At 63.3% G+C, this 23,751-nt stretch carries 17 protein-coding genes; 11 read left to right on the top strand and 6 right to left on the bottom strand.

What is annotated here, in order from left to right; translation table 11 throughout:
- Positions 1-139: 139 nt before the first annotated feature.
- On the top strand, positions 140-475 hold the full coding sequence (locus PQQ95_RS03990; RefSeq protein ID WP_408435093.1) for a DUF4148 domain-containing protein: 336 nt from the start codon (positions 140-142) through the stop codon (positions 473-475).
- 185 nt (positions 476-660) lie between these two features.
- Here the strand turns inward: PQQ95_RS03990 and PQQ95_RS03985 are convergent, their stop codons facing one another.
- A complete protein-coding gene (locus PQQ95_RS03985) occupies positions 661-1,056 on the bottom strand; it encodes an acyl-CoA thioesterase (RefSeq protein WP_408435092.1) in 396 nt (131 codons plus the stop codon).
- A gap of 284 nt (positions 1,057-1,340) precedes the next feature.
- Here PQQ95_RS03985 and PQQ95_RS03980 point away from each other — a divergent pair, with 284 nt between their 5' ends.
- Positions 1,341-3,230, top strand: coding sequence for an ABCB family ABC transporter ATP-binding protein/permease (locus PQQ95_RS03980; RefSeq protein ID WP_408435090.1), 1,890 nt, complete (start codon positions 1,341-1,343; stop codon positions 3,228-3,230).
- A gap of 4 nt (positions 3,231-3,234) precedes the next feature.
- Here the strand turns inward: PQQ95_RS03980 and murU are convergent, their stop codons facing one another.
- Both murU and PQQ95_RS03970 read right to left on the bottom strand, forming a co-directional pair.
- On the bottom strand, positions 3,235-3,948 hold the full coding sequence (murU, locus tag PQQ95_RS03975) for an N-acetylmuramate alpha-1-phosphate uridylyltransferase MurU (RefSeq protein ID WP_408435088.1): 714 nt from the start codon (positions 3,946-3,948) through the stop codon (positions 3,235-3,237).
- Positions 3,949-3,951: 3 nt separating this feature from the next.
- Positions 3,952-5,043: an aminoglycoside phosphotransferase family protein gene (locus PQQ95_RS03970; RefSeq protein ID WP_408435086.1), complete on the bottom strand. Its 1,092-nt coding sequence runs from the start codon at positions 5,041-5,043 to the stop codon at positions 3,952-3,954.
- A gap of 222 nt (positions 5,044-5,265) precedes the next feature.
- On the opposite strand from PQQ95_RS03970, the gene PQQ95_RS03965 reads away from it, so the two are divergent.
- From PQQ95_RS03965 to rsmA, 4 genes are all read left to right on the top strand, one after another.
- Positions 5,266-7,623, top strand: a complete 2,358-nt coding sequence (locus tag PQQ95_RS03965; RefSeq protein WP_408435084.1) for an LPS-assembly protein LptD — start codon at positions 5,266-5,268, stop codon at positions 7,621-7,623.
- 67 nt (positions 7,624-7,690) lie between these two features.
- Positions 7,691-9,052: a peptidylprolyl isomerase gene (locus PQQ95_RS03960; protein WP_408435082.1), complete on the top strand. Its 1,362-nt coding sequence runs from the start codon at positions 7,691-7,693 to the stop codon at positions 9,050-9,052.
- 5 nt (positions 9,053-9,057) lie between these two features.
- Complete coding sequence (gene pdxA / locus PQQ95_RS03955; RefSeq protein ID WP_408435080.1) at positions 9,058-10,068, top strand: 4-hydroxythreonine-4-phosphate dehydrogenase PdxA; 1,011 nt, start codon at positions 9,058-9,060, stop codon at positions 10,066-10,068.
- 211 nt (positions 10,069-10,279) lie between these two features.
- Positions 10,280-11,134, top strand: a complete 855-nt coding sequence (gene rsmA, locus PQQ95_RS03950) for a 16S rRNA (adenine(1518)-N(6)/adenine(1519)-N(6))-dimethyltransferase RsmA (RefSeq protein WP_408435079.1) — start codon at positions 10,280-10,282, stop codon at positions 11,132-11,134.
- Here the strand turns inward: rsmA and PQQ95_RS03945 are convergent.
- Positions 11,131-12,066, bottom strand: coding sequence for a DMT family transporter (locus tag PQQ95_RS03945; protein ID WP_408435077.1), 936 nt, complete (start codon positions 12,064-12,066; stop codon positions 11,131-11,133). The genes rsmA and PQQ95_RS03945 overlap by 4 nt on opposite strands.
- Before the next feature lie 439 nt (positions 12,067-12,505).
- On the opposite strand from PQQ95_RS03945, the gene PQQ95_RS03940 reads away from it, so the two are divergent.
- A complete protein-coding gene (locus PQQ95_RS03940) occupies positions 12,506-13,615 on the top strand; it encodes a porin (protein ID WP_408435076.1) in 1,110 nt (369 codons plus the stop codon).
- A gap of 4 nt (positions 13,616-13,619) precedes the next feature.
- On the opposite strand, the gene PQQ95_RS03935 is transcribed toward PQQ95_RS03940, so the two are convergent.
- Complete coding sequence (locus PQQ95_RS03935; protein ID WP_408435074.1) at positions 13,620-16,616, bottom strand: autotransporter family protein; 2,997 nt, start codon at positions 16,614-16,616, stop codon at positions 13,620-13,622.
- 205 nt (positions 16,617-16,821) lie between these two features.
- Positions 16,822-18,168: an MFS transporter gene (locus PQQ95_RS03930; RefSeq protein WP_408435072.1), complete on the bottom strand. Its 1,347-nt coding sequence runs from the start codon at positions 18,166-18,168 to the stop codon at positions 16,822-16,824.
- 102 nt (positions 18,169-18,270) lie between these two features.
- Here PQQ95_RS03930 and PQQ95_RS03925 point away from each other — a divergent pair, with 102 nt between their 5' ends.
- The 4 genes from PQQ95_RS03925 to PQQ95_RS03910 all read left to right on the top strand — a co-directional run bounded on the left by PQQ95_RS03925 (position 18,271) and on the right by PQQ95_RS03910 (position 23,749).
- A complete protein-coding gene (locus PQQ95_RS03925; protein WP_408435070.1) occupies positions 18,271-19,227 on the top strand; it encodes a LysR family transcriptional regulator in 957 nt (318 codons plus the stop codon).
- A gap of 163 nt (positions 19,228-19,390) precedes the next feature.
- Positions 19,391-20,080 (top strand): TetR/AcrR family transcriptional regulator, encoded by a 690-nt coding sequence (locus tag PQQ95_RS03920; protein ID WP_408435069.1) that lies wholly within the window; start codon positions 19,391-19,393, stop codon positions 20,078-20,080.
- A 111-nt stretch (positions 20,081-20,191) separates the two neighbouring features.
- Entirely contained in the window at positions 20,192-22,012 is a 1,821-nt protein-coding gene (locus PQQ95_RS03915) for an alkyl sulfatase dimerization domain-containing protein (RefSeq protein ID WP_408435067.1), read from the top strand.
- A gap of 84 nt (positions 22,013-22,096) precedes the next feature.
- Complete coding sequence (locus PQQ95_RS03910) at positions 22,097-23,749, top strand: long-chain-fatty-acid--CoA ligase (protein WP_408435065.1); 1,653 nt, start codon at positions 22,097-22,099, stop codon at positions 23,747-23,749.
- The last annotated feature ends 2 nt before the right edge of the window (positions 23,750-23,751 follow it).

The raw sequence follows: 23,751 nt of genomic DNA, 5'->3' as shown, positions 1-23,751 counted from the left end.
ATATTCGGGATTCCCATCACAGAGTTCGCTGGGAACCACGAAGCATCGATTCAGGTGGCGTTGCGCCCGCTTTTCGCTGCTCGTACTCGGTCATGGGCGTTTCGCCGTCGAATATCTGCCAATCCGACTGGAGAGAAAAATGACTTCTTCACCTGCAAAAAAATGGGCTGTGCTGCTGGCATCGGTTGTACTGAGTGTGGCTTCCGCTGCACCGGCGTTCGCGCAAAGCGGCGGCGGTGGGGGCGGACCGGCCGGCGCGGACTCCGATGCCGCCAAGCCGGTGGCCGCCTCCAAGGCAACCACGACCAAGGCCGAGCGCAAGGCCGCCCGCAAGCAGGCGCGGGCTAAGAAGAATGCCGAGTTGAAGCAGTTGGAGAGCAACGGGTACAACCCGTCGCGCAATGATCCGAACTATCCGACGGATCTGCAGAACGCGCAGAAGAAGGCGGCGGCCGCCGCGGCAGCGAGCCAGTAAGGGCCGCGAGCCGGATGGCGTTCGCCGGCTTCAAGGTGGCTGGTGCGTGCGCCGGAAGATTCATGGCCGGCGCAGGCTTGCAAACGCAACCCGGCAAACGCGGTTTGCAAACGCAACCCGGCATACACGACGTGTGAAACTAAACGAGGCGCCCAAGCGCCTCGTTTTCGTTCAGTGACCGCCTCTCAGTCCAGCACGGGCAGCGCGCGCGGACGCCGGTCGCTGTCGGTTGCGACGTAGGTCAGGGTCGCCTCGGTGACCTTCACGAGGTCTTCGGTCAGGCTCATGCGCTGCGCGTAGACCTCAACTTCCACCGTGACCGAGGTGTTGCCCGTCTTGATGATATCCGCGTAGAAGCTGAGCAGATCGCCGACGAACACCGGCTGCTTGAAGACGAACGAATTGACCGCGATGGTCGCCACCCGCCCGTTGGCACGGCGGCTTGCCGGAATCGAACCGGCAATATCCACTTGCGCCATGATCCAGCCGCCGAACACGTCGCCATGGACATTCGCGTCCGACGGTTGCGGCACGACGCGCAGCGCGCAATGCTTTTGCGGAAGTTGAAGGAGATTGGTCATCGGGACACCCTTGAAATTCGTAATGGCTCGGTCGGTTCGACCAGCAGGCGCGGGGATTTCACGACAACTGCATCACACAGCGGCACGGCCCACGTGCAACCGGCGGCCGGACGGCCCATGAAAAGCGGCGCCAGCCAGCTTCTGCGACAATATAAAGATCAGGAATTGTACGGGAAAGCGCCCAGCCGGGTCGCGCGACATGGAGCAAGGTGCCGGGTTGGCACGCTGCCGGTCGGCGCGCCGCTGCGAACTCCGTCGCTTCCATACTCTCCCCAGCCGATCCCATGCGCCGTACGCCCTCGCCCGAACCTTCCCCGATCTCCACCCAGCCCCGCAACGACTGGCAAACGATCCTGTCGCTGCTGCCCTACCTTGCCACCTATAAATGGCGCGTCGGCTTTGCGCTGAGCTGCCTGATCGGCGCGAAGGTCGCCAATCTCGGCGTGCCGATCGTGATGAAACGGATCGTCGACAGCCTCGCGTCGGTGCAACATCTCACCGCGCTTGGCCGCGCGCACGATTCGCCGGCGATCGTTCTGCTGGGCGGCGTCGGTTTGCTGGTGGTCGCCTATGCGGTGGTCCGGCTGTCCACTTCGCTGTTCACCGAGCTGCGCGAAATCCTGTTTGCGAAGGTGACCGAAAGCGCGGTGCGCCAGCTTGCACTGAAGGTGTTCCGCCATTTGCATGCGCTGTCCTTGCGGTTCCATCTCGATCGGCAGACCGGCGGCATGTCGCGCGATATCGAACGCGGCACACGCGGCATCACGCAACTGATTTCGTATTCGCTGTACAGCATCCTGCCGACGCTGGTCGAAGTCGGTCTCGTGCTGGGATTTTTCGTCGTCAAATACGAGGCGTATTACGCGATCGTCACGTTCATTGCGCTCGCCGTGTACATCACGTTCACCGTGAAAGTCACCGAGTGGCGCACGCATTTTCGGCGCACCATGAACGATCTCGATTCAAAGGCGAATTCGCGCGCAATCGATTCGCTGCTCAACTACGAGACCGTGAAGTACTTCGGCAATGAAGAGTGGGAAGCCCACCGTTACGACGAAAACCTCAAACGCTATCGCACGGCCGCGATCAAATCGCAGCGTTCCTTGTCGGCGCTGAACTTCGGGCAACAGGCGATCATCGGCACCGGGCTCGTGTTCATTCTGTGGCGCGCGACCCAAGGTGTGATGGCCGGGCGCCTCACGCTCGGCGATCTGGTGCTGATCAACACCTTCATGTTGCAACTCTACATTCCGCTAAATTTTCTCGGCGTCGTGTATCGCGAACTGAAGCAAAGCCTGACCGATATGGATCGTATGTTCACGCTGCTCGGCGCGGCCCAGGAAGTGCCCGATGTGCCGGACGCGCCCGAGTTGCGGGTGAGCGGTGCACAGGTGCGCTTTGAGCGGGTGAACTTCGCGTATGAGCCGGCGCGGCAGATTCTGCACGACGTGAGCTTTACGATTCCGGCCGGCGGCACCACGGCGGTGGTCGGCCATAGCGGTTCGGGCAAGTCGACGCTCGCGCGGCTGATGTTCCGCTTCTACGATCTGGACCGCGCGACGGGTGGCGCGATCACCATCGACGGTCAGGATATTCGCGACGTCACGCAGGATTCGCTGCGTGCTTCGATCGGCATCGTGCCGCAGGACACGGTGCTGTTCAACGATTCGATCTACTACAACATCGCTTACGGCCGGCCGTCGGCCACGCGCGAGGAAGTGATCGCGGCGGCGCGTGCGGCGCATATTCACGACTTCATCGAAGGGTTGCCGAAGGGATACGAAACAGCGGTCGGCGAGCGTGGCCTGAAATTGTCCGGCGGAGAAAAGCAGCGCGTCGCGATTGCGCGGACCATCCTCAAGAATCCGCCGATCCTGCTGTTCGACGAGGCGACCTCAGCGCTCGATTCGCGTTCCGAGCGCGCGATCCAGCACGAACTCGATCAGATCGCCCGCGATCGTACGACGCTGATCATCGCGCACCGGCTTTCAACGGTGGTGCACGCGCAGCAGATCATCGTGATGGATAAAGGGCGGATCGTCGAGCGCGGGACGCACGCCGAGTTGTTGCGCGCGAACGGGTTGTTCGCGCAGATGTGGGCGTTGCAGCAGCAACGTGCCGCACAGGCGCCGGAGTCGGCGGAAACGGTGGGCGCGGGGGATAGCGGGCGGTGAGCGCTCAGCGTGCGCTCAAGCGCTGATCCAACGCCTGCAGTTGCGCGGGCGTGCCGACGTTTTCCCACAAGCCCTCATACAACTCCCCGCTCGCGAGACCGCGGGCAATCGTTTCGCGATAGTAAGGCGTGAGCGCGCGCCGCGTGCCGCGCGGCAGATCGCGAAACATGCGCGTGTCGTAGAGCCCGATATTGCCGAACGTGAAGCGCGGTTGCGCGTCGAGAGACAGCACGCCGTCGACCAGAGCAAAGTCGCCGCCCGGATGAAACGCAGGGTTCGGCACCATCACCAGATGCATGCCGGGCTCGTGCCCTGCCGCCAGCGTCTCAGCGCGAGCACTCAGCGCGGCGTAGTCGAAATCCGCGTACACGTCGCCGCTTACTGCGACGAATACTTCGCTCTTGCCATCGTCTTCGAGCAACGGCAGCGCCTGCACGATCCCGCCCGCCGTCTCCAGTGCTTCATGCTCGGCGGAATAGCGCAGTTGTACGCCCCAGCGCGAACCGTCGGCGAGCGCGGCTTCGATCCGCTCGCCGAGCCACGCGTGATTGATCACAATGGTTTGAAAGCCGGCACGCGCGAGGCGTTCGATCTGCCAGACGATCAACGGCTTGCCGCCCACTTCGAGCAAAGGCTTCGGGCACGTGTCGGTCAACGGACGCATGCGCTCGCCGCGCCCGGCGGCGAAAATCATCGCTTTCTTCAAAGACATCGTCATCGGTCAGAACGTGTAGCCGACTTCATTCGCGCGGCCTTCGAGCTCGTCGAGCAGTTTCGCGAACGGGCGCAGCGGCGCGTAGCGCTCCGCGACCTTGCGGGCATAGCCGATGAAACGCGGCAGATCTTTCATGTAATGCGGTTTGCCGTCGCGGTAATTGATCCGGCAGAACAGCCCCAGCACCTTGATGTGCCGCTGCAGCCCCATCCATTCGAGCTGGCGGTAGAACTCGCCGAAATCCGGATCGACCGGCAGGCCCGCTTTTTTCGCGCGCTCCCAGTAGTACACGAAGCAATCCAGCTCGAACTCTTCGTCCCAGCTGAGGAACGCATCGCGCAGCAACGAGGCGACGTCGTACGTGATCGGGCCGTATACCGCGTCCTGGAAGTCCAGCACGCCGGGATTCACGGGGTTCGGCAGGGCTGCAACCATCAGATTGCGCGGCATGAAATCGCGCAGCATGAACACCTGCGGTTGCGCCCGGGCGCTGGCGATCAGCAGCGCGAAGGTGCGATCGAGCAGCGCACGGGTCTTCTCGTCGACCTCGCGGCCCAGATGGCGGCCAATGAACCACTCCGGCAGCAACTCCATCTCGCGGCGCAGGAAGGCTTCGTCGAACGGGGGCAGCACGTCTTCACGCGACGTGAGCTGCCAGCGGATCAGCGCGTCGAGCGCGTCGCGCATCAGCGTGCGGGCCCGGCGCGGGTCATCGCCGCGTTGCGCCTCGGTCAGCGCGCCGAGGTACGAATCGGTGCCCAGGTCGGTGACGAGCATGAAGCCGGCGTCGAAATCGACCTCCAGCACGCGCGGCACATGTACGTTGGCGGCGCCGAGCAACTGCGCGACCTGCACAAATTCGCGGCACTTTTCGGGCGGCGGGGCATCGACGGCGATCAGGGTGCCGACGCTTTCGCCTTCCGCCGCCTTACCGGCGAGCCGGAAATAGCGGCGAAAACTGGCGTCGGACGAAGCCGGGAGAAGCGTGTCGAGATCGAGCGCATAGCGCGCTGCGTGGGCGTTCAGCCAGGCCTTGAGCAATTCGAGGCGGCTGTCGGTGGAATTCTGGGGAGCGTTTTTAGCAGGGGGCAGCGTCATGAAAACCGGCGGCAAATTCAGGGGGACAACGTCTTGCCATATAATACCCCACGACTTTTTTGACGCGACTCACGCCAGCTTTTGCGTGTTCCGCTTTACCGCCCGCCTCATCGTTCGACAGATTGTAAATATTGATGTACAGCCGACTGTCACGGTCGGGGTGTGCAGGCGGTGGATCGTGACTACAGAAGCTGATGGACGGGCCGATTCGCCAAACGATACATGCCGCCTAGACAGCTTTCCCAAACGACTCCCTCTTGTGCCGTAGTGCCGCGCAAAAGGCGGCTCGTCGCGGCGTTGATCGCCGTTCCGGGCCTGATGCCCGCGCTTGCGCACGCCCAGTTGGTGGGGGAGGCCGCGCAGCCGCAGCCTATCGACGCGCCGTGGGGCATGCAACTCGCCCCGCAGCTCGAAGAGCATCCGTTGCAGGCGGGCCAGAAGCCGGCCACCTTCATACTCGGCGACACGACGAGCGGCACCACCGACCAGGACATGGCCGCCAAAGGCTCGGCCGAGGTGCGGCGTAACACGTTCGTGCTCAAGGCCGACGCGCTGCACTACGATCAGGACACGGACATGGCCGACGCTTACGGCCAGGTTCACCTGAACAACAACGGCGCCACGTTCGCCGGCCCGGAAGCGCACATGCGGGTGGATTCGAGCGAAGGCTTCATGTCCGCGCCGAAGTACCACTTCAACGTGACGGGCGGCTCGGGCAGCGCGGAGCGCGTCGACCTGCTCGACAACGAGCGTTCGGTATTCACGAAGGGCACCTACACGGCGTGCTCGTGCACGGACAATCCCGCCTGGTATATCAAGGGCAGCGAGTTCGATTTCGACACCGGTGCGGACGAAGGCGTCGCGTACAACAGCGTGCTGTTCTTCCAGGGCCTGCCGGTGTTCGCTTCGCCGTGGCTGTCGTTCCCGCTGTCGGGCGAACGGCGCAGCGGCGTCCTGCCGCCCACGTTCTCGCTCAGTTCGTCGAATGGCTTCGAACTGTCGGTGCCGTACTACTTCAACATCGCGCCGAATCGCGACCTGACCGTGACGCCACGGCTGATCTCGAAGCGCGGCGTGCAGTTGCAGTCGACCTTCCGTTATCTGTCGCCTACGTATTCTGGCTCGATCACCGGCGAGTTCCTGCCAGACGATCACCTGACCCATACCAACCGCTACGCGCTGTATATCCAGCACAACCAGAACTTCGGCAACGGGTTCGGCGGTTATATCTACTACAACAAGGTCTCGGACAACACGTATCCGGAAGATCTGTCGTCGTCGGTCAGTCAGTTCATGAACGGCACCCAGCTCCTGTATCAACAGGAAGCCGGGTTAACCTATAACAACGGGCCGTGGTCCGTGCTCGCCCGCGAGCAACACTGGCAGACGCTGACGCCTTCGGTGGCGCCGTACGGCCGCGAGCCGCAGTTGAACGTGAAGTACGCGAAGTACAACGTCGGCGGCTTCGACTACGGCGCGGAAGCCGACTACACGAATTTCCGCATCACCACCGCGGACATGACGCAAGGTCAGCGGGTGATGTTCAACCCGTACCTCTCGTATTCGGTCGTCGGGCCAGGTTACTTCGTGACGCCGAAGGTGCAGTGGCACTTTGCGTCGTACAACCTGAACAATATCGCTACACCCGGTACGCCGAAGAATTTCACCGAGTCGATCCCGACGCTCTCCTTCGACACCGGGCTGATTTTCGACCGTTCGGTGCGGATCTTCGGCGAGGATTACATCCAGACGCTGGAGCCGCGGCTCTACTACGTCTACACGCCGTACCGCAACCAGGAAAACGCGCCGCTGTTCGATACGGCCGACTCCGACTTCGGGCTGGCGGAAATCTTCACGCCGAACACCTTCGTCGGTAATGACCGGATCGCCGACGCGAACCGTCTGACCGCGGCGATCACCACGCGCTTCATCAACCCGGCCACGGGCGACGAACGCGCGCGCTTCGTGATCGCGCAGCAGTATTACTTCCAGGATCAGCGCGTCACGCTGCTGCCTACGCAGACCAGCACACAGGCCACGCATTCGGACCTGATCGCAGGTGCGTCACTCAAGCTCGGCGCCGGTTTCGCGTCGGAAACGGCGTTCCAATATAATGCCGACAACAACCAGTTGACGAAGACGAGCATCGGCTTCGGGTTCAGTCCGGCGAGCGGCAAGGTGATCAACGTCGCGTATCGCTACACGCGCGCGAACACCACGCTGGACAACCAGCCGATCAACCAGATGCTGATTTCGGGGCAATGGCCGCTGACGCACCGTGTGTACGGCGTAGGCCGGTTCAATTACGACCTGGGCGGGCATCGGATCGTCGACGGTCTGGTCGGCCTGCAATACGACGCCGACTGCTGGACGCTCGGCGCCGGGATTCAGCGCTATGCGAACGGTCTGAATACGTCGGGGCAGAATCAGTCGAGCACGCGGTTTCTCGCGCAGTTGACGTTCAAGGGCTTGTCGAGCGTCGACAACGGGCTGATTTCCGCGTTCCGCTCCAGCGTGGCGGGCTATACGCCGTTGCCCCCGCCGCCGCCGCCGGAAGCGCGTTTCACCAATTACGAATGACGCTCGCCCGATCATTTATAGCATGCGAAAAGACGGGCCAGGCGCGCCCGACATCATTGGAGTATCTGTGGCAATCATGAAAAAGCTTCGCTTGGCAACGCTTGCGGCCGGTCTTGCCGCCGCGGCGTCTTTCCTGTCGGTTGCGCCGGTTCAGGCGCAGGCGCTGTCCCGCAATAGCGGCCAGACGGTCGACACCATTGCCGCAGTGGTCAACAACGGTGTCATCACGCGGCGCGAGCTCGACGAGCGCATCGGCCTGATCACCCACCGGCTGAACCAGCAGAACGCACCGGTCCCGCCGATGGACCAGTTGCGCCAGCAGGTGCTCAACCAGATGGTGCTGGAACGCATCCAGCTGCAGAAGGCGAAAGAAGATGGCATCAACATCGACGACGCCACGGTGCAAAAAACGCTCGAGCGGCTCGCCCAGGCGAACAACCTGACACTGGACACGTACCGCGCACGTATCGAGGCGCAAGGCGTGCCCTGGACCACCTTCACGAGCGACGCGCGCACCGAGCTCACGCTCTCGCGTCTGCGTGAGAAGGAAGTGGACAGCAAGGTGACGGTGTCGGACGCCGAGGTCGCCAACTACATCGCCAGCCAGCGCGGACCGAACTCCGGCCTGACGAGCGATCTGCACCTTCAGCACATTTTCGTGAAGGCGCCGCTGAACGCCTCGGAAACCGACATCGAAGCTGCGCAGAAAAAGGCTCAGGCCCTGCTCACCGAAGCCAAGGGTGGCGGCAACTTCGAAAAACTGGCGAAGTCGAATTCGCAGGCGCCGGATGCGTCGAAAGGCGGCGATGCAGGTTTCCTGCCGCCGTCCAAGCTGCCGCCCGAGTTCGTCAAGGCCGCTTCGACGCTGCGACCGGGCGACGTCAGTCCGGATCTGATCCGCACCAACGACGGCTTCGAAATCGTGCGCCTCGTCGATCGCCGTGCGGGCCAGGGCACCAGCTCCGATGCACCGAAGCTCGTGCAGACGCACGTTCGCCACATTCTGCTGCGCGTCGGCGACGGTATGTCTGAGCCGCAGGCGCGTCAGAAGCTGCTCGAAATCAAGAACCAGATTGCCGCGGGCGGCGACTTCGCGAAGTTCGCCCACACCTACTCGCAAGACGGTTCGTCGTCGCAAGGCGGCGACCTCGGCTGGATCAGCCCGGGCGAAACGGTGCCGGAATTCGAGCGCGCCATGAACAGTCTGCAGGACGGTCAGATCAGCGATCCGGTCCGCAGCGAATACGGCTATCACCTGATTCAGGTGCTGGGCCGCCGCGAATCGGAAGGCTCGGTTTCGCAACAGATGGATCTGGCGCGTCAGGCGATCGGTCAGCGCAAGGCGGAACAGGCCTACGCCGACTGGCTGCGCGAATTGCGCGACACCGCCTACGTGGAAGTGAAGCCGATTCTCACGAGCGCGCAATAACCGCCATGACAACCGCCGCGCAGTCCACCAGCCTTCCGTTGCAGATCGCGATCACGACCGGCGAGCCTGCCGGTGTCGGTCCCGAGTTGACCGCGCAGGCACTGGCGGGCGCGGTGGCGCATTGGCCCGGTGCACAGTTCACCGTGCTGGGCGATGCGGATTTGCTGGCTGAGCGGGCGCGTGCGGTCGGCGTCGATTGGGCTGCGCTGGTGGGGGACGGCAAGCGCGTGCGGGTGCTGCATCGGCCGCTCGGCGCGCCCTCGCTGGCCGGCAAGCTGGACGCCGCCAACGGCCGCTACGTGCTCGATCTGCTCGACAGCGCGATCGACGGCGCCGTGGCCGGCACGTTCGACGCCATCGTGACGGCGCCGCTGCAAAAAAGCACCATCAACGATGCCGGTGTGCCGTTCACCGGCCACACGGAATATCTCGCCGAGCGCACGCACACTCCGCGCGTGGTGATGATGCTGGCGGGCGCCGGCAAGCGTCCGTTGCGTGTCGCACTTGCTACCACGCATCTGCCGCTCAAGGACGTCTCCGCCGCGCTCACGATTGAAGGTATCGTCGAGACGCTGCGCATCATTGATCACGATCTGCGCCATCACTTTGGTTTGCCCGCGCCGCGTATCCTCGTGACGGGTTTGAACCCGCATGCAGGCGAAAACGGTTATCTGGGGCGCGAGGAAATCGAGGTGATTTCTCCGGCGCTGAAGCTCGCGAACGAACAAGGCATTGACGCGCCTGGTCCCTATCCGGCGGACACCTTGTTCCAGCCGCGTTATCTGGAACAGGCCGATTGCGTGCTGGCGATGTTCCACGACCAGGGCCTGCCGGTGTTGAAGTACGCAACGTTCGGCGAAGGTATCAACATCACGCTTGGCTTGCCGATCATTCGCACCTCGGTCGATCACGGCACGGCGCTCGATCTGGCCGGCACCGGCCGCGCCGACTCCGGCAGTCTGATCGCCGCGATCGATACGGCGGTTTCGATGGCGCAACACCGCCGCGCGGGCTGATCCAGCTATCGCGGCGCGGGTCCGCCCAGCGACGTGACCGACCGGCTTCCTCGATGCGGCCGTTTCGTCCGCGTTTCGCGGTTTTTTTAGCGCTTGCCGTTGTGCGTTTGTGTGTTTGTTGCACGGTCGTTGCGCGCGTTACCCGGTTTTTTGCCGGGTTGTTCCCGATTTGTTCCTATCCTTAAGCAGTTCTCTTTTTAGCGTTTCTTCGATGTCCACCAGCAGACAGCAACCGGGCCGGCACCAAGGCCATATCGCGCGCAAGCGTTTCGGACAGAACTTTCTGGTCGATATGGGCGTGATCGATTCGATCGTCGACGTGATCCGGCCGCAGCGCGGCGAGCGCATGGTCGAGATCGGGCCGGGGCTCGGCGCGCTCACTGAACCGCTGATCGAGCGTCTGGCGACGCCCGAAGCGCCGTTGCACGCTGTCGAGCTGGATCGCGATCTGATCGGCCGCCTCAAGACAAAATTCGGCGACCTGCTCGAACTGCACGCGGGCGACGCGCTCGCGTTCGACTTCGGCACGCTGGCCGCCCCGGGCGAGAAGGCGTCGCTGCGCATTGTCGGCAATTTGCCGTACAACATTTCGAGCCCGCTACTGTTCCATCTGACCGCGTTCGCGGATCGCGTGATCGATCAGCATTTCATGCTGCAGAACGAAGTTGTCGAGCGCATGGTGGCGGAGCCGGGCACCAAGGCGTTCAGCCGCCTCTCGGTCATGCTGCAATACCGCTACGTGATCGACAAGCAACTCGACGTGCCGCCGGAAGCATTTAACCCGCCGCCGAAGGTCGATTCGGCAATCGTGCGGATGATTCCGTACGAACTGCATGAGCTGCCGGCGGTGGACGAACGCGTGCTCGGCGAGGTGGTGACGGCTGCCTTCTCGCAGCGGCGCAAGATGTTGCGCAACACCCTGGCCGCCTTTCGTGACGCGGTGGATTTCGAGGCCTTGGGCTTCGATCTGCAACGTCGCGCCGAAGATGTGCCCGTAGCCGAATATGTGCGCGTGGCGCAGATCGTGGCGGCTTCGCCGTCGCGCTCGCAATCCTCACTCTCCTAAGCAGCCTGCCGCCTGGCCGGGGCGTTGACCAGCGCGATGCCGGTCAGCACCAGCGCCGCGGCCATCAAAAAGCGCAGGCTGAACGACTCGCCGAGCAACAGCACGCCGAAGGTCACGCCGAACAACGGTGTCAGGAACGAGAACACCGACAGGCGCGACGCGGTGTAACGCGTCAACAGCCAGAACCACACCAGATAGCTGACGAACGCCACGACCACCGCCTGATACGCGAGGCTCATCACCGCCAGCGGGGTGACGGTGGCCACGCGTGCCTGACCGAGCCCTAGCGCGAGCGCGAGCAGTACCACCGCCGACACCGTCAATTGATAGAACAGCGTCTTGCTGGCGCTCGATTGAGCGAGGCGTGTGGCGCGCACCACCACGGTGGTAGCGGCCCACGCGACGCCGGCCAGCACGCCGAGCGCGTCGCCGGCGACGCCCGCCAGCGTCGAGCCCTGCGCCGCATGGCCGTGCAGGAAACCGTCGGCGAACGCCAGCGCCATACCCGCAAACGCCACCAGGATGCCGAGCCACTGAATGCGCCGCATCCGCTCGCCGTCGACGAACCAGTGCAGTCCAAGCGCGGTGAAGCACGGTGCGGTGTACAGAAAGACCGCCATGCGCGAGGCGCTGGTGAGCGTCAGGCCGAGAAAAATGCAGATGAATTCCCCCGCGAACAGCACGCCCGCGAACAAGCCCGCGCCCAGCGTGCCGTCGTCGCGGAAAAGGGGCGTGCCGCGCGAGCGCGCCCAGCCCCATACCAGCACGGCTGCGATTGCCGAGCGCAGGCCCGCCTGGAATACCGGCGGCAGCGCCGCGTTGGTGCTCTTGATCGCAACTTGCTGAAGCCCCCAGATCGCGCACAGCCCGATCATCAGCAGGATGGCAAAGCTATCCGGGGCGCGGCGCGTGGAGAGGACAGTGGTGCTCATGGGCTGGCGGCGTGGCGAAAATGAAGGGTGGCGTGAAGGGGCGGTGGCCAGTATGCGGCCGCGGCGCGGATCGCGGTAGCTGGCCGGATGGCTAGCCAGGCGAGAATAGGTCATACGATATCAAAGCCGTCTGTCCCGCAATGCGATGACCCCACTGCCTACGCGTGCTTCTTACAGGCTGCAAGCACTTCGATGACATAACAACACTTACGTCAGTCTATTTTCTTACAGACCCTGTTTCGCGCTAAGGTTCATCCACACGCATTTTGTCAGCTTATTCAAACAGCCTTGATGGGCTGTTGTGCAGGGCTCCGGGCCGGACTCTGCACCGTTGCTGTCGATTTGCGCGGCCTCAAATGAACAGCGTGCCGGTACTTTGCATCAGGCGTGGCGGTGTCGAAATATCCGTGAAAAGCGGGAATCTGTAAGAGGAGACGAAATGAAGCGCGTAAGCAGGTGGGCGATGGCAGTGGTGCCGGCAGCGCTGGCGTGTCAGATGGCGCACGCCCAATCGAGCGTGACGCTCTACGGCGTGATCGACGAAAGTGTGCGGTATCTGACCCATGCAAATCAGGCCGGCGATTCGTCGATCGGACTCGGCAACGGTGGCATGACGGAAAGCCGCTGGGGGGTGAGGGGTGTCGAAGATCTGGGCGGCGGCTGGTCTACGTTCTTCAAGCTCGAAAACCGTTTCTACATGAATGGCGGTCAAAGCGACCCTACCTTGCCGTTCTTCAATGAAGCGCAAGTGGGCGTGCGTTCGGATTCCTATGGCCAGGTGATCTTCGGCCGTCAGTACAACGTGATGATCGAGGGGATTACCATCGGCGGCTACGGCAGCAATATCTGGATTCCGTACGATTTCAGCTTTCAGCCGGAAGTGACGATGACTGGCGGTATCTGGACCAGCAATCAGGTGCAGTACCAGGCGAAGTATGACGGTTTTCATATTGCCGCCGGCTATGCATTCGGTGGCAATGCGGGCAATTCGTATGGCAGTCAGATCGGCGTGGCAGCCGCTTATGCACCGGGCGGACCGTTCACCTTCGGCGGCGCGTATCAGGAGTCGAAAGATTCGGTCAATGGCGCAGCCGCGAAAGCGTGGACCTTCGGTGGCTCGTACACGTGGAACCTGACCCGCTTCTCCGTCGGCTATATCGTCGACCAGAATGACGCCGGCTTTTCGAATTTCGCCAACGGGCCGTTCACCGCGCCCGCGCTGGCCGCGCTCAAGTACACCGACTTTTCGCGGCGTCGCATGATCATGGGCGGCATCATGCAGCAGGTCGGCAACACCTGGCACTTCGCCGCGAACGTCTGGCGCACGCTGCAGGACGGCAAAACCGCTGCGCAGGACGGTTCGGCGTGGCAGTACCAACTGGTCGCCGACTACAACCTGTCGAGGCGCACCGATGTCTATCTCGAAGGCGACTACTCGCTATACCGGGGCGACCTGATCGGCGCGCAGTTGCAGGGTGTCAACGGTGTCGGGCTCGCGCAGAAAGGTAGCCAGATCGGGCTGATGGCCGGCATACGGCATCAGTTCTGAGCGCTTACCAACTCCAGCGCGCGCCCAGATTGCCTTCCACCGTGCTGCGGTGTTCGCCGTTCACGTTCATGACGTAACTCGCGGTGGCGAACACGCTGCCGCGCGCGCTCAAATGCGCGACCACGCCGATGCCGAACTGCGCGGCCGTGGCGGCGACATCGGTGGGAATCACGGTTGTGCCGGCGAAGGTCGCGCTGTCGGTCCCGTTGAAGTAGCGCCAAAGATTCGCGCGCAGATACGGTTGCCACTGCGCGCCCGCGCCTTCGAAGCTGCCTTGCAGGCGCAGGCCGAGCCGGCCCACCAGGCCGTTCGCCGCGTGAAACGATACGCTCGAAATGCCGTCGTCAAGATCGCTGATCGATGTGTGCTGCCAGATCAGTTGCGCCTGCGGTTCGAGACTGAGATTGGCGCGCAGTGGAATCGGCAAGCCGGCTTCCAGCGAGGTCGTCACGGCATGTCCATGCGTGCTTGCGCCAATGCCCTGATTCGACATCGGGTCCAGCGTGAGCGAACTGCCCATCACCACCGCATCGGTGTACCAGCCGCCGGGGCCGATGTGCGTCCAGTACAGGCCTGCGCTGTATGCATTGATCGACAGCCGCCCCACCGACAGATCGGGGAAGCCGAGTGCGAATCCATTCACGTCGCCTTGCGCGCGGGCAAAGCCGATGAAGAAGCCATAGTGATTGCGATGGCCGCTCGCGCTGCGATCCGCGTAGATATCCTGACCCACTTGCACGCCTGCCATCGTGCCGCTGAATTCGGGGTTGGCGGCACCACCATTGCTCTGTGAGGTGTGTTCGCCCCAGACGCGCGACCATGTGGCGGCGAGCGGACCGCTTTCGTTCAACAGCACCTGCTCGCCCTGACGGTCATGGAAGGTGCCGATCTGCGCGATACCGAGCTCACGCGTGAGAACCGGCGCCTCGGCATAAACGGGCACCTCCATCCGGTAGAGCGATGTCGCGGCGGCGCCTGCAGAGGGCGGCGCAGGCAGGGACGGCGTACCGGGCGCCGCGACCGGCGTGCCCGCGGCGCCTGGCGTCGGCGTTGGAGCCGGCGTGGGGGTAGGTGTGGGCGCGGGAGTTGGAGTTGGCGTCGGCGTCGCAGCCACACTCGAACGCAAATACCAGTTGTCTGCCGTGCCTGCGCTCACACCGCCTTTAAACAGGTAGTACGTGTAAGCGCCCACGGACAGTGGTCTCGGCAGCGTGAAGGCGGTCGCCGTGGTCGTCGCGCCGTTGCTTGCCTGCACCACGAGAATGCCATCCGTGAGCGTGGCGGCGCCCGTTCCGCCGACGTTGGTGACACCGAGCGAAGTATTGCCCGAGCCGACACCTTGCGCGATCACCAGCTTGTCGCTCGGCGAGCCGTCTCCACCCAACACCGTCTGTAGCAGCAAGCGGCCGTTGATCCCGGTGTAGTTGCCGTTGATCACCAGCGTATTGCGCGTTGCCGTCGCGCCGTTGGTCAGATCGAAGGTACCCGCATTGTTGACGTTCACGAGTTGACCCGCGACCGCCGGCGCTATCGTCGCCGTGCCGCCAAAACCGCCTGCAAACACCGTGCTGCCTGAATCGACATTCAGCGTGCCGGTCAAGGTGCCGCTGTCGCCGAGCAGGAGGCCGTTGGCGTCGAGCGTCAACTGGCTGCCGTTGATGACGTTGACGGTCTCCCAGTTGATGAAACGGCCGAGGCCGCTTGCCGAGGTGCGATCGAACGTGAGCACGTCGTTGCCGGTGCCGCCGTCGAAGCTCGGCACGCCAGCGAGATTAGTGTCGGTGAGGCCGGTGAGGTTGGCGATGTCGTTGCCCGCATCGAGACGCACGAAGCCGGTGACAGTGCCGGCACTCCAGTTGAACGTGTCGTTGCCGCTATCGGTCCAGATCGCACGGCCGTTGCCGCCCGCGATGGTGCCGGTGTTGTTGATGACGGTGTCGAACGTGCCGATCACACTGATCGCCTGGCTGCCGGCCGCGGTGATCGAGCCACTGTTGGTGATGATCGCCGCATTGCCAGTAAGGGCGATCGAGTTGATCGCCCCTGAAATGGTGCCCGCGTTGTTGAACGTGCCGCCGCCGTTTGCCACGATCGCGTTGGCTTGCTGGCTGACGATACTCGCGCCCGCCAGATTGTTCAACGTGACATTGCCGGAGAATTGCGCGCCGAGACCGTTTGCGCCGCGCGCGGTGATCGAGCCCGTGTTCGTCACGACGCCGGGCGCCGTATCGAACGACACCAGGCCATGGCTATTTGCGCCATAGAGGTCGATCGTGCCGTGGTTTGTCAGCACATTGCCGCCGGGGCCGCTAACAGCATTGCCGTTGGCCACCATGCCGTACGAACCCGTGCCCGTCGTGGTGATCGAGCCGTTGTTGACGAGCGTGTCATTGTTCGTCAACGCGGCCATGCCGGGCGAACTATCGCCACTCGTCGACAGCGTGCCATTGTTGGTTAGCGTGCCGCCGCCTGCGCTCTGGAAGTCGTGCATGGCCGCCGATTCATTGCCGGTGGTGCGAATAACGCCGGCAGTGTCGTTCAGCATCGTTACCGCCGCAGCGTTGTTGAACATGCCTTCCGACTCGACTCCGCTGGTCGTAATGAGGCCGCGGTTGATCAGCACATTCTGGCCCGCTCCGCCGCTCGAGCCGTGCGCCGAGATGGCGTCGAAGGTATCGCCGGCGCCGTTCAGCGTGCCAAGGTTGGTGACGGTGCTGCCGTCGTGTACGAGGATGACGTTGTTGCCGGTGACGTCGAGTTCGGCTCCCGCTTGCACGTTCACCGTGACATTAGTGCTTCCGGCGGCTGCGGCGACCGGCGTATTGGATGGATTAGGGGTACTACTGCTGCAGGTAACGGTTTGGCCACTGACCGGCGCAGTGTTGTCGCAGGCGGCGAACGCAGGCTCGCATGGCAGAAGGATCGCGATGCCGAGCGCGGAAGACAGGGCTTCGAGCAGACGCAAACGAACAGGCCCATGCCGGGAGCACGCACGACGCATACGGTTGTCCTCCAGTAGAACAGGTCTGGTCAGTTCCTGCTGGGTTTGTTCTGTGCTGCGCCGTCTCTTGGGATACCGTGGCTGGACGATGTGCAAAAGAATGTACCGTCAGACGAATTTAGTCAACGGCTCGAATGATGCGGCGCGGGAACGGGAATTTGCGCAATGACCACGCTTAAGCTATGCAAAAGCGTGGCCTCGCGTCTCACGCAGGCGTGCTCTCCATGCGCCGCTTCGACCGTTGTGGGTCGATCAATGCAAACCCTGCCGTACCCACGATCAGCAGCAACACGCCGGTTACCATGAAGCCGATCTCATAGCCACGCGCGTCGCCTGCCGCGCCGAGCAGCTTGCCCATCGCGACGGGGCCGATCAGCCCGGCGGTGGTGACGATCGAGTTGGTCACCGCGAGCAGGGCTCCGCGGCGTGCCGCCGGTGCGACTTCGGCGACCAGCATCGGACCGAAGGTGAACGTCTGGATCGCCAACGCGCTGGCGAGTCCCATCAAGGCAACTTTGATAAACGGCGGCGCACCGAACAGCAACGAGCAGTACGCAAGCCCGCTCACCACACACGCCGCGCTGATCAGTTTGCCGCGCGCCACCTTCGACGGCACGCCGCGCTTGAGCATGCGATGTGAAGCCATCGCGAGTGCAATGCCTAGCGGGATCTGCGCCGCGACTTGCAGCGCAAACAACCAGCCGGCCTGGGTCGCAGCAAAGCCGAGGCCGAGCCGGAAATACGCGGGCACCCAGGTGAAGCCGATCGCGATCACCGCATATCCGACAAAGCATTGCAGCATCACGCCGATGACTGTGCCGTCGCTCAACATGCGCCTGAAGCGCAACGACGCAGCGCGCGGGCTGCCTGCCGTGGCGACAAACGCGGGTGATGGGTTGTGCTGACGATTACCTGTCTTGCCGAGGCACAGCCACAAGAAGGTCCAGCCAATACCGACCACGCCGAGCGTGAGGAACGTCGCGTGCCAGTGCCACCGCTGCGAGATATAGGTAAGCAACGGTCCCGCGATGATGACGCCCGCAGTAGCCCCTTGTTGAACAATGGCGGTGGGGAGATTGCGCTCGTGGTCGTCGAACCACGTGTAGACCACATGCAGCGCGAGTGGCGAGGCCGGTCCTTCGCCCGCCCCCAGCAGAACGCGGCACAACAGCAACACGGCAAAGCTGGTCGGCCACGCGAGGGGCAACTGCGCCACCGCCCAGATCAGCGCAAGTGCGGCGAGCAGCCATTTCATGTTGACGCGGTCGGCGATCAGACCGACCGCGATGCCCGAGATCGAGAACAACACAAAAAACGCGCTGCCGACGAGGCCGAACTGACCGTGCGTCAACTGCATGTCATGCATCAGCGGGATCGCGACCAGACCGAGCACGGCCTTGTCGGCGAAGTTGATCAGCATGAACAGGAACAGCGAGGCGACGATCACCCAGCGGCGGCCTTGCGCGGTTTCATGCGCCTGGGTGGGATGAGCCGACGCCGTGTCGGCGGCAAGCGCCGTGAAGCGCTTCGTGCTGCTGAGGAAAGTGGGCAAAACGTGTCTCCATTTCTGGCGCGGGGCGCTGGGTTTTCGCCCATTTGAGGTGGTATAACTGAATTGTTCAAGTGCATTCTCGTTATCGGGAGCTTGCAAACTATGCATGAGGTCAATTCCCGCCGCCTTACCCATCTGATCGCGCTCGCCGAGGAAGGCAGCTTTGCGCGCGCGGCGGAGCGGGTGCATCTGAGTCAGCCGGCGCTGAGCCGCAGCATTCAGGCGCTCGAAGAGGAAGTCGACATGAAATTGTTCGACCGTGCCGCCCGCGGCGTCGCGATGACGGCGGCCGGGCGAATGCTGGTCGAGCGCGCCCGGCGCGTGCTGTTCGAAACACGCTGTCTGTTCCGCGACGTCGAACTGCTGAAGGCGCACGAGCTCGGCGAGGTGCGCATCGGCCTCGGGCCCTACGCGTCGGTGGTGCTGCTGCCGGACCTGCTGGTGGAGTTCGCGCGGCGTTTTCCGAAGATCAAGGTGTCGATTGAACTCGGCGAAGGCGATGGGCTGCTGGCCAAGCTGCGCGCCGAGCAGATCGACTTTCTGGTCACCGACCGCCGGGTGCCGCCCGTGACGCCCGACGTCACGTTGCAGAGACTGCCGCGTCACGAGGGCGGCTGGTTCGCGCGCCCGGACCATCCTTTGTTCGCGCGCGGCACGGTGCAGCTCGCGGCATTGCGCGAGTTCCCGCTCGTGTCGGTGACCTTGCCCGCGTTCATGAAGGATGCGTTGCATCGCCTGCTCAAGTATCGTGCGCACGAGCAGATTCCCTTGCAGATCGAATGCAACGACGTGGCGGTGCTGAAGGACGTCGTTGCGCAGACCGACGCCGTGCTGTTCGCCACGGCGTCCGCGGTGCGGCGCGATCTGGAGACGCGGCGGCTGGCGCGCATTCCGCTCGCCAATCCGCCGCGTCTCGCGCTGGAATTCGCGCTGGTGTACCTGGCCGAGCGTACGCCTTCGCCTGCTGCGCATTCCGCGCTGGGACTCGCCGAACAGGTGATGGAGGACGCCAACTGCGCCGCGCAGGGCTTGCTGCATCCCGGCTCATTGGCGACATGAATGGACCGCTGAACGGCTGGCCGGAGGATCGCATCACAGGTCTCCGTGATTACCCTGGATGCGGTTGACACAGCGATCCCAATCGCGGACGATTCGGAATCCAGATTCCGGTTTTCCGCGAATTTTCATTTTCTCCGAGCAGTGAATCAAGGCTGAATACCGCATGACGACGACCTCACCGCGCGGCCGCGAAGCGCAGTCCGGCACCATCGCGGCGCCGCGTCAGACGCGCAGCCAGCAGGGTCTCGTTCGCATGCTGCAAGCCGGGCGCGAGTTGATCGAAGCGAGCGGCAATCTCGACGATCTGTCGATCAACGACATCGTCGAACGTGCGGGAACGTCGATCGGCGCGTTCTATCGTCGCTTCGACAACAAGGACAGCTTCTTCGAAGTCGTCCAGGACGCGGCAATGGAAGAGGCGCTCGAGCACGTGCGCGAGACGGTCGAGCGTGATCCGGCCTGGCGTTCGAACGACGCGGGCACGCTGGCCGACGCGGTCATTTCGTTTTACGTCATGACGTTCCGGCGCAATCGCGGGCTGTATCACGCGTCGTTGCTGCGGGCGTCGCAGCGCAAAGCCAGTTGGGACGCCGTGAAATCGACCAATCACGAGGTCCTGGCGATGATCGTGCCGCGGCTCGTCAGCGCGCTGGCGCAGTCGCGCGGCATCAAGGCCGGCGACAACGCGTCCCAGTCGCTCGAATTCGAGGTGCGCGCCACCCTGCAGATGATCCTCGGCATGCTGGTCAACAGCGTGCTGAACGACCCCGGGCCGTTGTCGCTCTCCAGCCGGCAACTGCGTTCGTGGCTGCAGATCCGGCTGCGGCGCTGCCTGGGTTTGCCGGACGGCTGATTTTTTTGTCTAAAAATCGGAATCAGAATTCCGGTTCCATTAATCGAAGACCGATTCTCAGGTGCAGCGCGATTTCCACGACGCGCAGCCGAATAGTCAAGGAGACACCGCATGAGTTCATGTTGCCCCGAACAGGTCCGTAATCCCGCTTTTGACGCGCCGCATATCGGCGAACCACTCGATGTCGTGTTCGACGCCGGCGTGAACCTCGCGTTCGCCATTGCCGCGCCGACTGTGCCGCCGCGCCTGACCGAACACTCGCGGCGCATGGCGCAGCGTATCTATCGCGTAGCCGAACGCGTGTACTGCGCGGTCGGCTACGCGATTGCGAACATCATTTTCGTGGTCGGCGACGACGGCATCGTGGTGATCGACGCGACTGAGGCGGTCTCCGCCGCGAAGCGCATCTATCAGGACTTCTGCGCGATCGATCCGCGGCACGCCGCGCTGCCGGTCAAAGCCGTGGTCTATACGCACAACCATGCGGACCATACTGGCGGCGTGCGCGCCTTCGTCGACGAGGCTGCACTCGAGGCGGGCAGTGTCGAAATCATCGCGCACCGTTCGTTGATGGATACCGTGATCAACAACGCGAACCTCGTGGCGCCGATTCTCGCCACGCGTTCGGCCTATAGCTTCGGCACGCTGCTGCCGGCCGGCGCGACCGGTAAGGTCAACGCGGGCATCGGGCCGGTGCTGATCGCCGAGCCGGCGAGCTTCTTCGCGCCGACCCGCGTGTTCGACGACAAGCTCGACATCGTGCTGGCCGGCGTGCGCTTCGAGTTCCGCTACGCGCCCTCCGAAGCCGATGACGAAATCGTCATGTGGCTGCCCGAACTCGACGTGCTGCTGTCGGCGGAAGTGATCCAGGGCGAATGTCTCGCGAACGTGCATACGCTGCGCGGCACGCGTTATCGCGATCCGGTGCGCTGGTATCAGACCATCGACATGATGCGCGGCTTCGACGCGGCGCATATGGTGCCGGCGCACGGCCGTCCGGTATCCGGCGCGCGGTATGTCGCCGAGGTGCTGTGCGTGTATCGCGACGCCATCCAGTTCATTCACGATCAGACCATTCGCCACATGAACTTCGGCCTGAGCCCGGACGAGCTTGCCGAGGCGATTCCCGCGCTGCCGCCGCATCTCGCGGAGCATGCGTGGCTCGGCGAGTACTACGGCACGGTCAAGCATTCGGTACGGCAGGTCTATAGCGGTCAGCTCGGCTGGTTCGATGGCGATCCGGCGTCGCTCGATCCGCTGCCGCGTGCCGAACGTTCGCAGCGCATGGTGAAGATGATGGGCGGCGTGGAGGCGGTGCGCGCCGCTGCGCGTGCCGCTCTGGCTGACGGCGACTGGCGCTGGGCCGTGGAACTGGCCACGCTGCTGGTGCGCCTCGATACCACCGACGCCGACGCCCGCAGCCTCAAGGCGAACGCGTTGCGCGAGTTGGGCTACCGCACGGTGAACACCAACTGGCGCAACTGGTATCTGAGCGCGGCGCGCGAACTCGAACATGCCTACGACGAACTGCCGTTTGGGGGCAGCGCGAGTCTCGCCTCGACAGACGTGCTGCGTGCCCAGCCGTTGCGCAATGTGTTCCAGCGCTTTAGCGTGAACGTCGATCCGGAACGTTGCGCCGACGTGCAGATGACCCTCGCTTTCCGCATGACAGATCGCAATGAAACATATGCGCTCGAACTACGGCGTGGCGTCTTGCAGGTTCACGAGCGCACACCATCGGGCATCGACGTTCAACTCGCGCTGGAAACCCGCACGCTGTACGGCATGTTGCGCGACATGGCGACGCAGTTGCCGAAGTGCGTCGAGGACGGCACAGTGGTGCTGGAGTACGGCACGGCCGAACAGTTGCGCAGATTCTTCGATTGCTTCGACCGGCCCGCGCGGCGTATGCCCGCGCTTACTACACGATAGAACCCGCGCGGCTCGCATTGACGTGCCGGCGCAGTGGCACATCGTGCATTGGCGCATCGCGATGCGAAATCCCAAGGAGGAGACATGGAAAAAATCTGGTTGAAGTCCTACCCACCAGGCGTGCCGGCCGAGATCGACACAACGCAGTTCAGCTCTGTCGGCGACTTGCTGGAGCGGAGTTTCCAGGCGCACGCGGCAGAGCGCGCATTCGTCTGTATGGGCCGCGAGCTGACCTACGGTGAGCTCGATACGAAGTCGCGCCATCTTGCGGCGTGGTTTCAATACTTAGGTCTTGCACGTGGCGCGCGCATCGCCGTGATGCTGCCGAACGTGTTGCAGTATCCGGTGGCCATGGCGGCGATCCTGCGTGCAGGCTACGCGGTGGTGAACGTCAATCCGTTGTACACGCCGCGTGAACTGGAGCATCAGTTGAACGACAGCGGCGCGGAAGCGATCGTGTTGTTCGACACGTTCGCGAAGACACTCGATGCGGTGCAGGCGCATACGTCGGTCAGGCATGTCGTGCTGACCTCGATCGGCGAGATGCTCGGTGCCGGGAGTCCCGAGATTGCGGACAATGTGCCGCCCACTTCGTGCATTGCGCTGAACGATGCGATCGCGCGTGGTGCGGATTCGGGTTTCACACCCGTTACGCTCACGCAAGGCGATGTGGCGGTGCTGCAATACACCGGCGGCACCACCGGCGTCTCGAAGGGCGCGACTTTGCTGCACGGCAATCTGATCGCCAACGTGCTGCAATCGGAGTTGTGGCGCGAACCGGTGTATCGCGGGCGCAGCGACATCAAGCAGTACATCACGGTCGTCGCGCTGCCGCTGTATCACATCTTCGGGCTGACGGTCTGCGGTTTGCTGACAATGCGTTGCGGCGGCATGGGTATCCTGATTCCCAATCCGCGCGATCTGCCGGGGCTGATCAACGCGTTGCGAGGCTACGCGATCAATTCGTTCCCCGGCGTGAACACCATGTATAACGCGCTGCTGAACGAACCGGACTTCAAGACGCTCGACTTCTCGAAGCTGCTGCAATCGAACGGCGGTGGCATGGCGGTGCAGCAGGCCGTTGCACAACGCTGGCAGGCACTGACCGGTGTGCCGATCGTCGAAGGTTACGGGCTCTCGGAAACCTCGCCGTGCGCCACCACCAATCTGCCGACATCCACCGCGTTTACCGGGACAGTGGGTTTGCCGCTGCCGTCCACGGATATTGTGATTCGCGACGACGCCGGCAATGATGTGCCGCTCGGCGAGCGCGGCGAAATCTGCATTCGCGGGCCGCAGGTGATGGCCGGCTACTGGAACCGTCCCGACGAAACCGCGAAGGTGATGACGCCGGACGGCTTCTTCAAATCCGGCGACATCGGCGTGATGACGGAAGAGGGCTTCGTGAAGATCGTCGATCGTAAGAAAGACATGATTCTGGTGTCGGGCTTCAACGTCTATCCGAACGAAATCGAAGACGTGGTGGCGAAGCATCCGGGTGTGTTCGAAGTCGTGGCGGTCGGCGTGCCGGACGCGGAAGCGGGCGAAGTGGTGAAGCTTTATGTCGTGAAAAAAGATCCGGCGCTCACCGACGCGGATATTTTCGCGTTCTGCAAGGAGCAACTGACGGGTTACAAGCGTCCCAAGATCATCGAATTCCGCAGCGAACTGCCGAAGACCAACGTCGGCAAGATTCTGCGGCGCGCATTGCGCGACGAGCTGAAAAGCGCGGGCTGAAA

The sequence above is a fragment of the Paraburkholderia caffeinilytica genome, from assembly GCF_046030355.1.
Taxonomy (GTDB): domain Bacteria; phylum Pseudomonadota; class Gammaproteobacteria; order Burkholderiales; family Burkholderiaceae; genus Paraburkholderia; species Paraburkholderia caffeinilytica_B.
Note: the sequence above shows the minus strand (reverse complement) of the source record. Positions and strands in the feature narration are given on the sequence as shown.

What these genes read in the sequence shown, in the direction of transcription:
- PQQ95_RS03990 (WP_408435093.1), top strand. Translation starts at nt 140, where the DNA reads ATGACTTCTTCACCTGCAAAAAAATGGGCTGTGCTGCTGGCATCGGTT.
- PQQ95_RS03985 (WP_408435092.1), bottom strand. Translation starts at nt 1,056, where the DNA reads ATGACCAATCTCCTTCAACTTCCGCAAAAGCATTGCGCGCTGCGCGTC.
- PQQ95_RS03980 (WP_408435090.1), top strand. Translation starts at nt 1,341, where the DNA reads ATGCGCCGTACGCCCTCGCCCGAACCTTCCCCGATCTCCACCCAGCCC.
- murU (WP_408435088.1), bottom strand. Translation starts at nt 3,948, where the DNA reads ATGACGATGTCTTTGAAGAAAGCGATGATTTTCGCCGCCGGGCGCGGC.
- PQQ95_RS03970 (WP_408435086.1), bottom strand. Translation starts at nt 5,043, where the DNA reads ATGACGCTGCCCCCTGCTAAAAACGCTCCCCAGAATTCCACCGACAGC.
- PQQ95_RS03965 (WP_408435084.1), top strand. Translation starts at nt 5,266, where the DNA reads ATGCCGCCTAGACAGCTTTCCCAAACGACTCCCTCTTGTGCCGTAGTG.
- pdxA (WP_408435080.1), top strand. Translation starts at nt 9,058, where the DNA reads ATGACAACCGCCGCGCAGTCCACCAGCCTTCCGTTGCAGATCGCGATC.
- rsmA (WP_408435079.1), top strand. Translation starts at nt 10,280, where the DNA reads ATGTCCACCAGCAGACAGCAACCGGGCCGGCACCAAGGCCATATCGCG.
- PQQ95_RS03945 (WP_408435077.1), bottom strand. Translation starts at nt 12,066, where the DNA reads ATGAGCACCACTGTCCTCTCCACGCGCCGCGCCCCGGATAGCTTTGCC.
- PQQ95_RS03940 (WP_408435076.1), top strand. Translation starts at nt 12,506, where the DNA reads ATGAAGCGCGTAAGCAGGTGGGCGATGGCAGTGGTGCCGGCAGCGCTG.
- PQQ95_RS03935 (WP_408435074.1), bottom strand. Translation starts at nt 16,616, where the DNA reads ATGCGTCGTGCGTGCTCCCGGCATGGGCCTGTTCGTTTGCGTCTGCTC.
- PQQ95_RS03925 (WP_408435070.1), top strand. Translation starts at nt 18,271, where the DNA reads ATGCATGAGGTCAATTCCCGCCGCCTTACCCATCTGATCGCGCTCGCC.
- PQQ95_RS03920 (WP_408435069.1), top strand. Translation starts at nt 19,391, where the DNA reads ATGACGACGACCTCACCGCGCGGCCGCGAAGCGCAGTCCGGCACCATC.
- PQQ95_RS03915 (WP_408435067.1), top strand. Translation starts at nt 20,192, where the DNA reads ATGAGTTCATGTTGCCCCGAACAGGTCCGTAATCCCGCTTTTGACGCG.
- PQQ95_RS03910 (WP_408435065.1), top strand. Translation starts at nt 22,097, where the DNA reads ATGGAAAAAATCTGGTTGAAGTCCTACCCACCAGGCGTGCCGGCCGAG.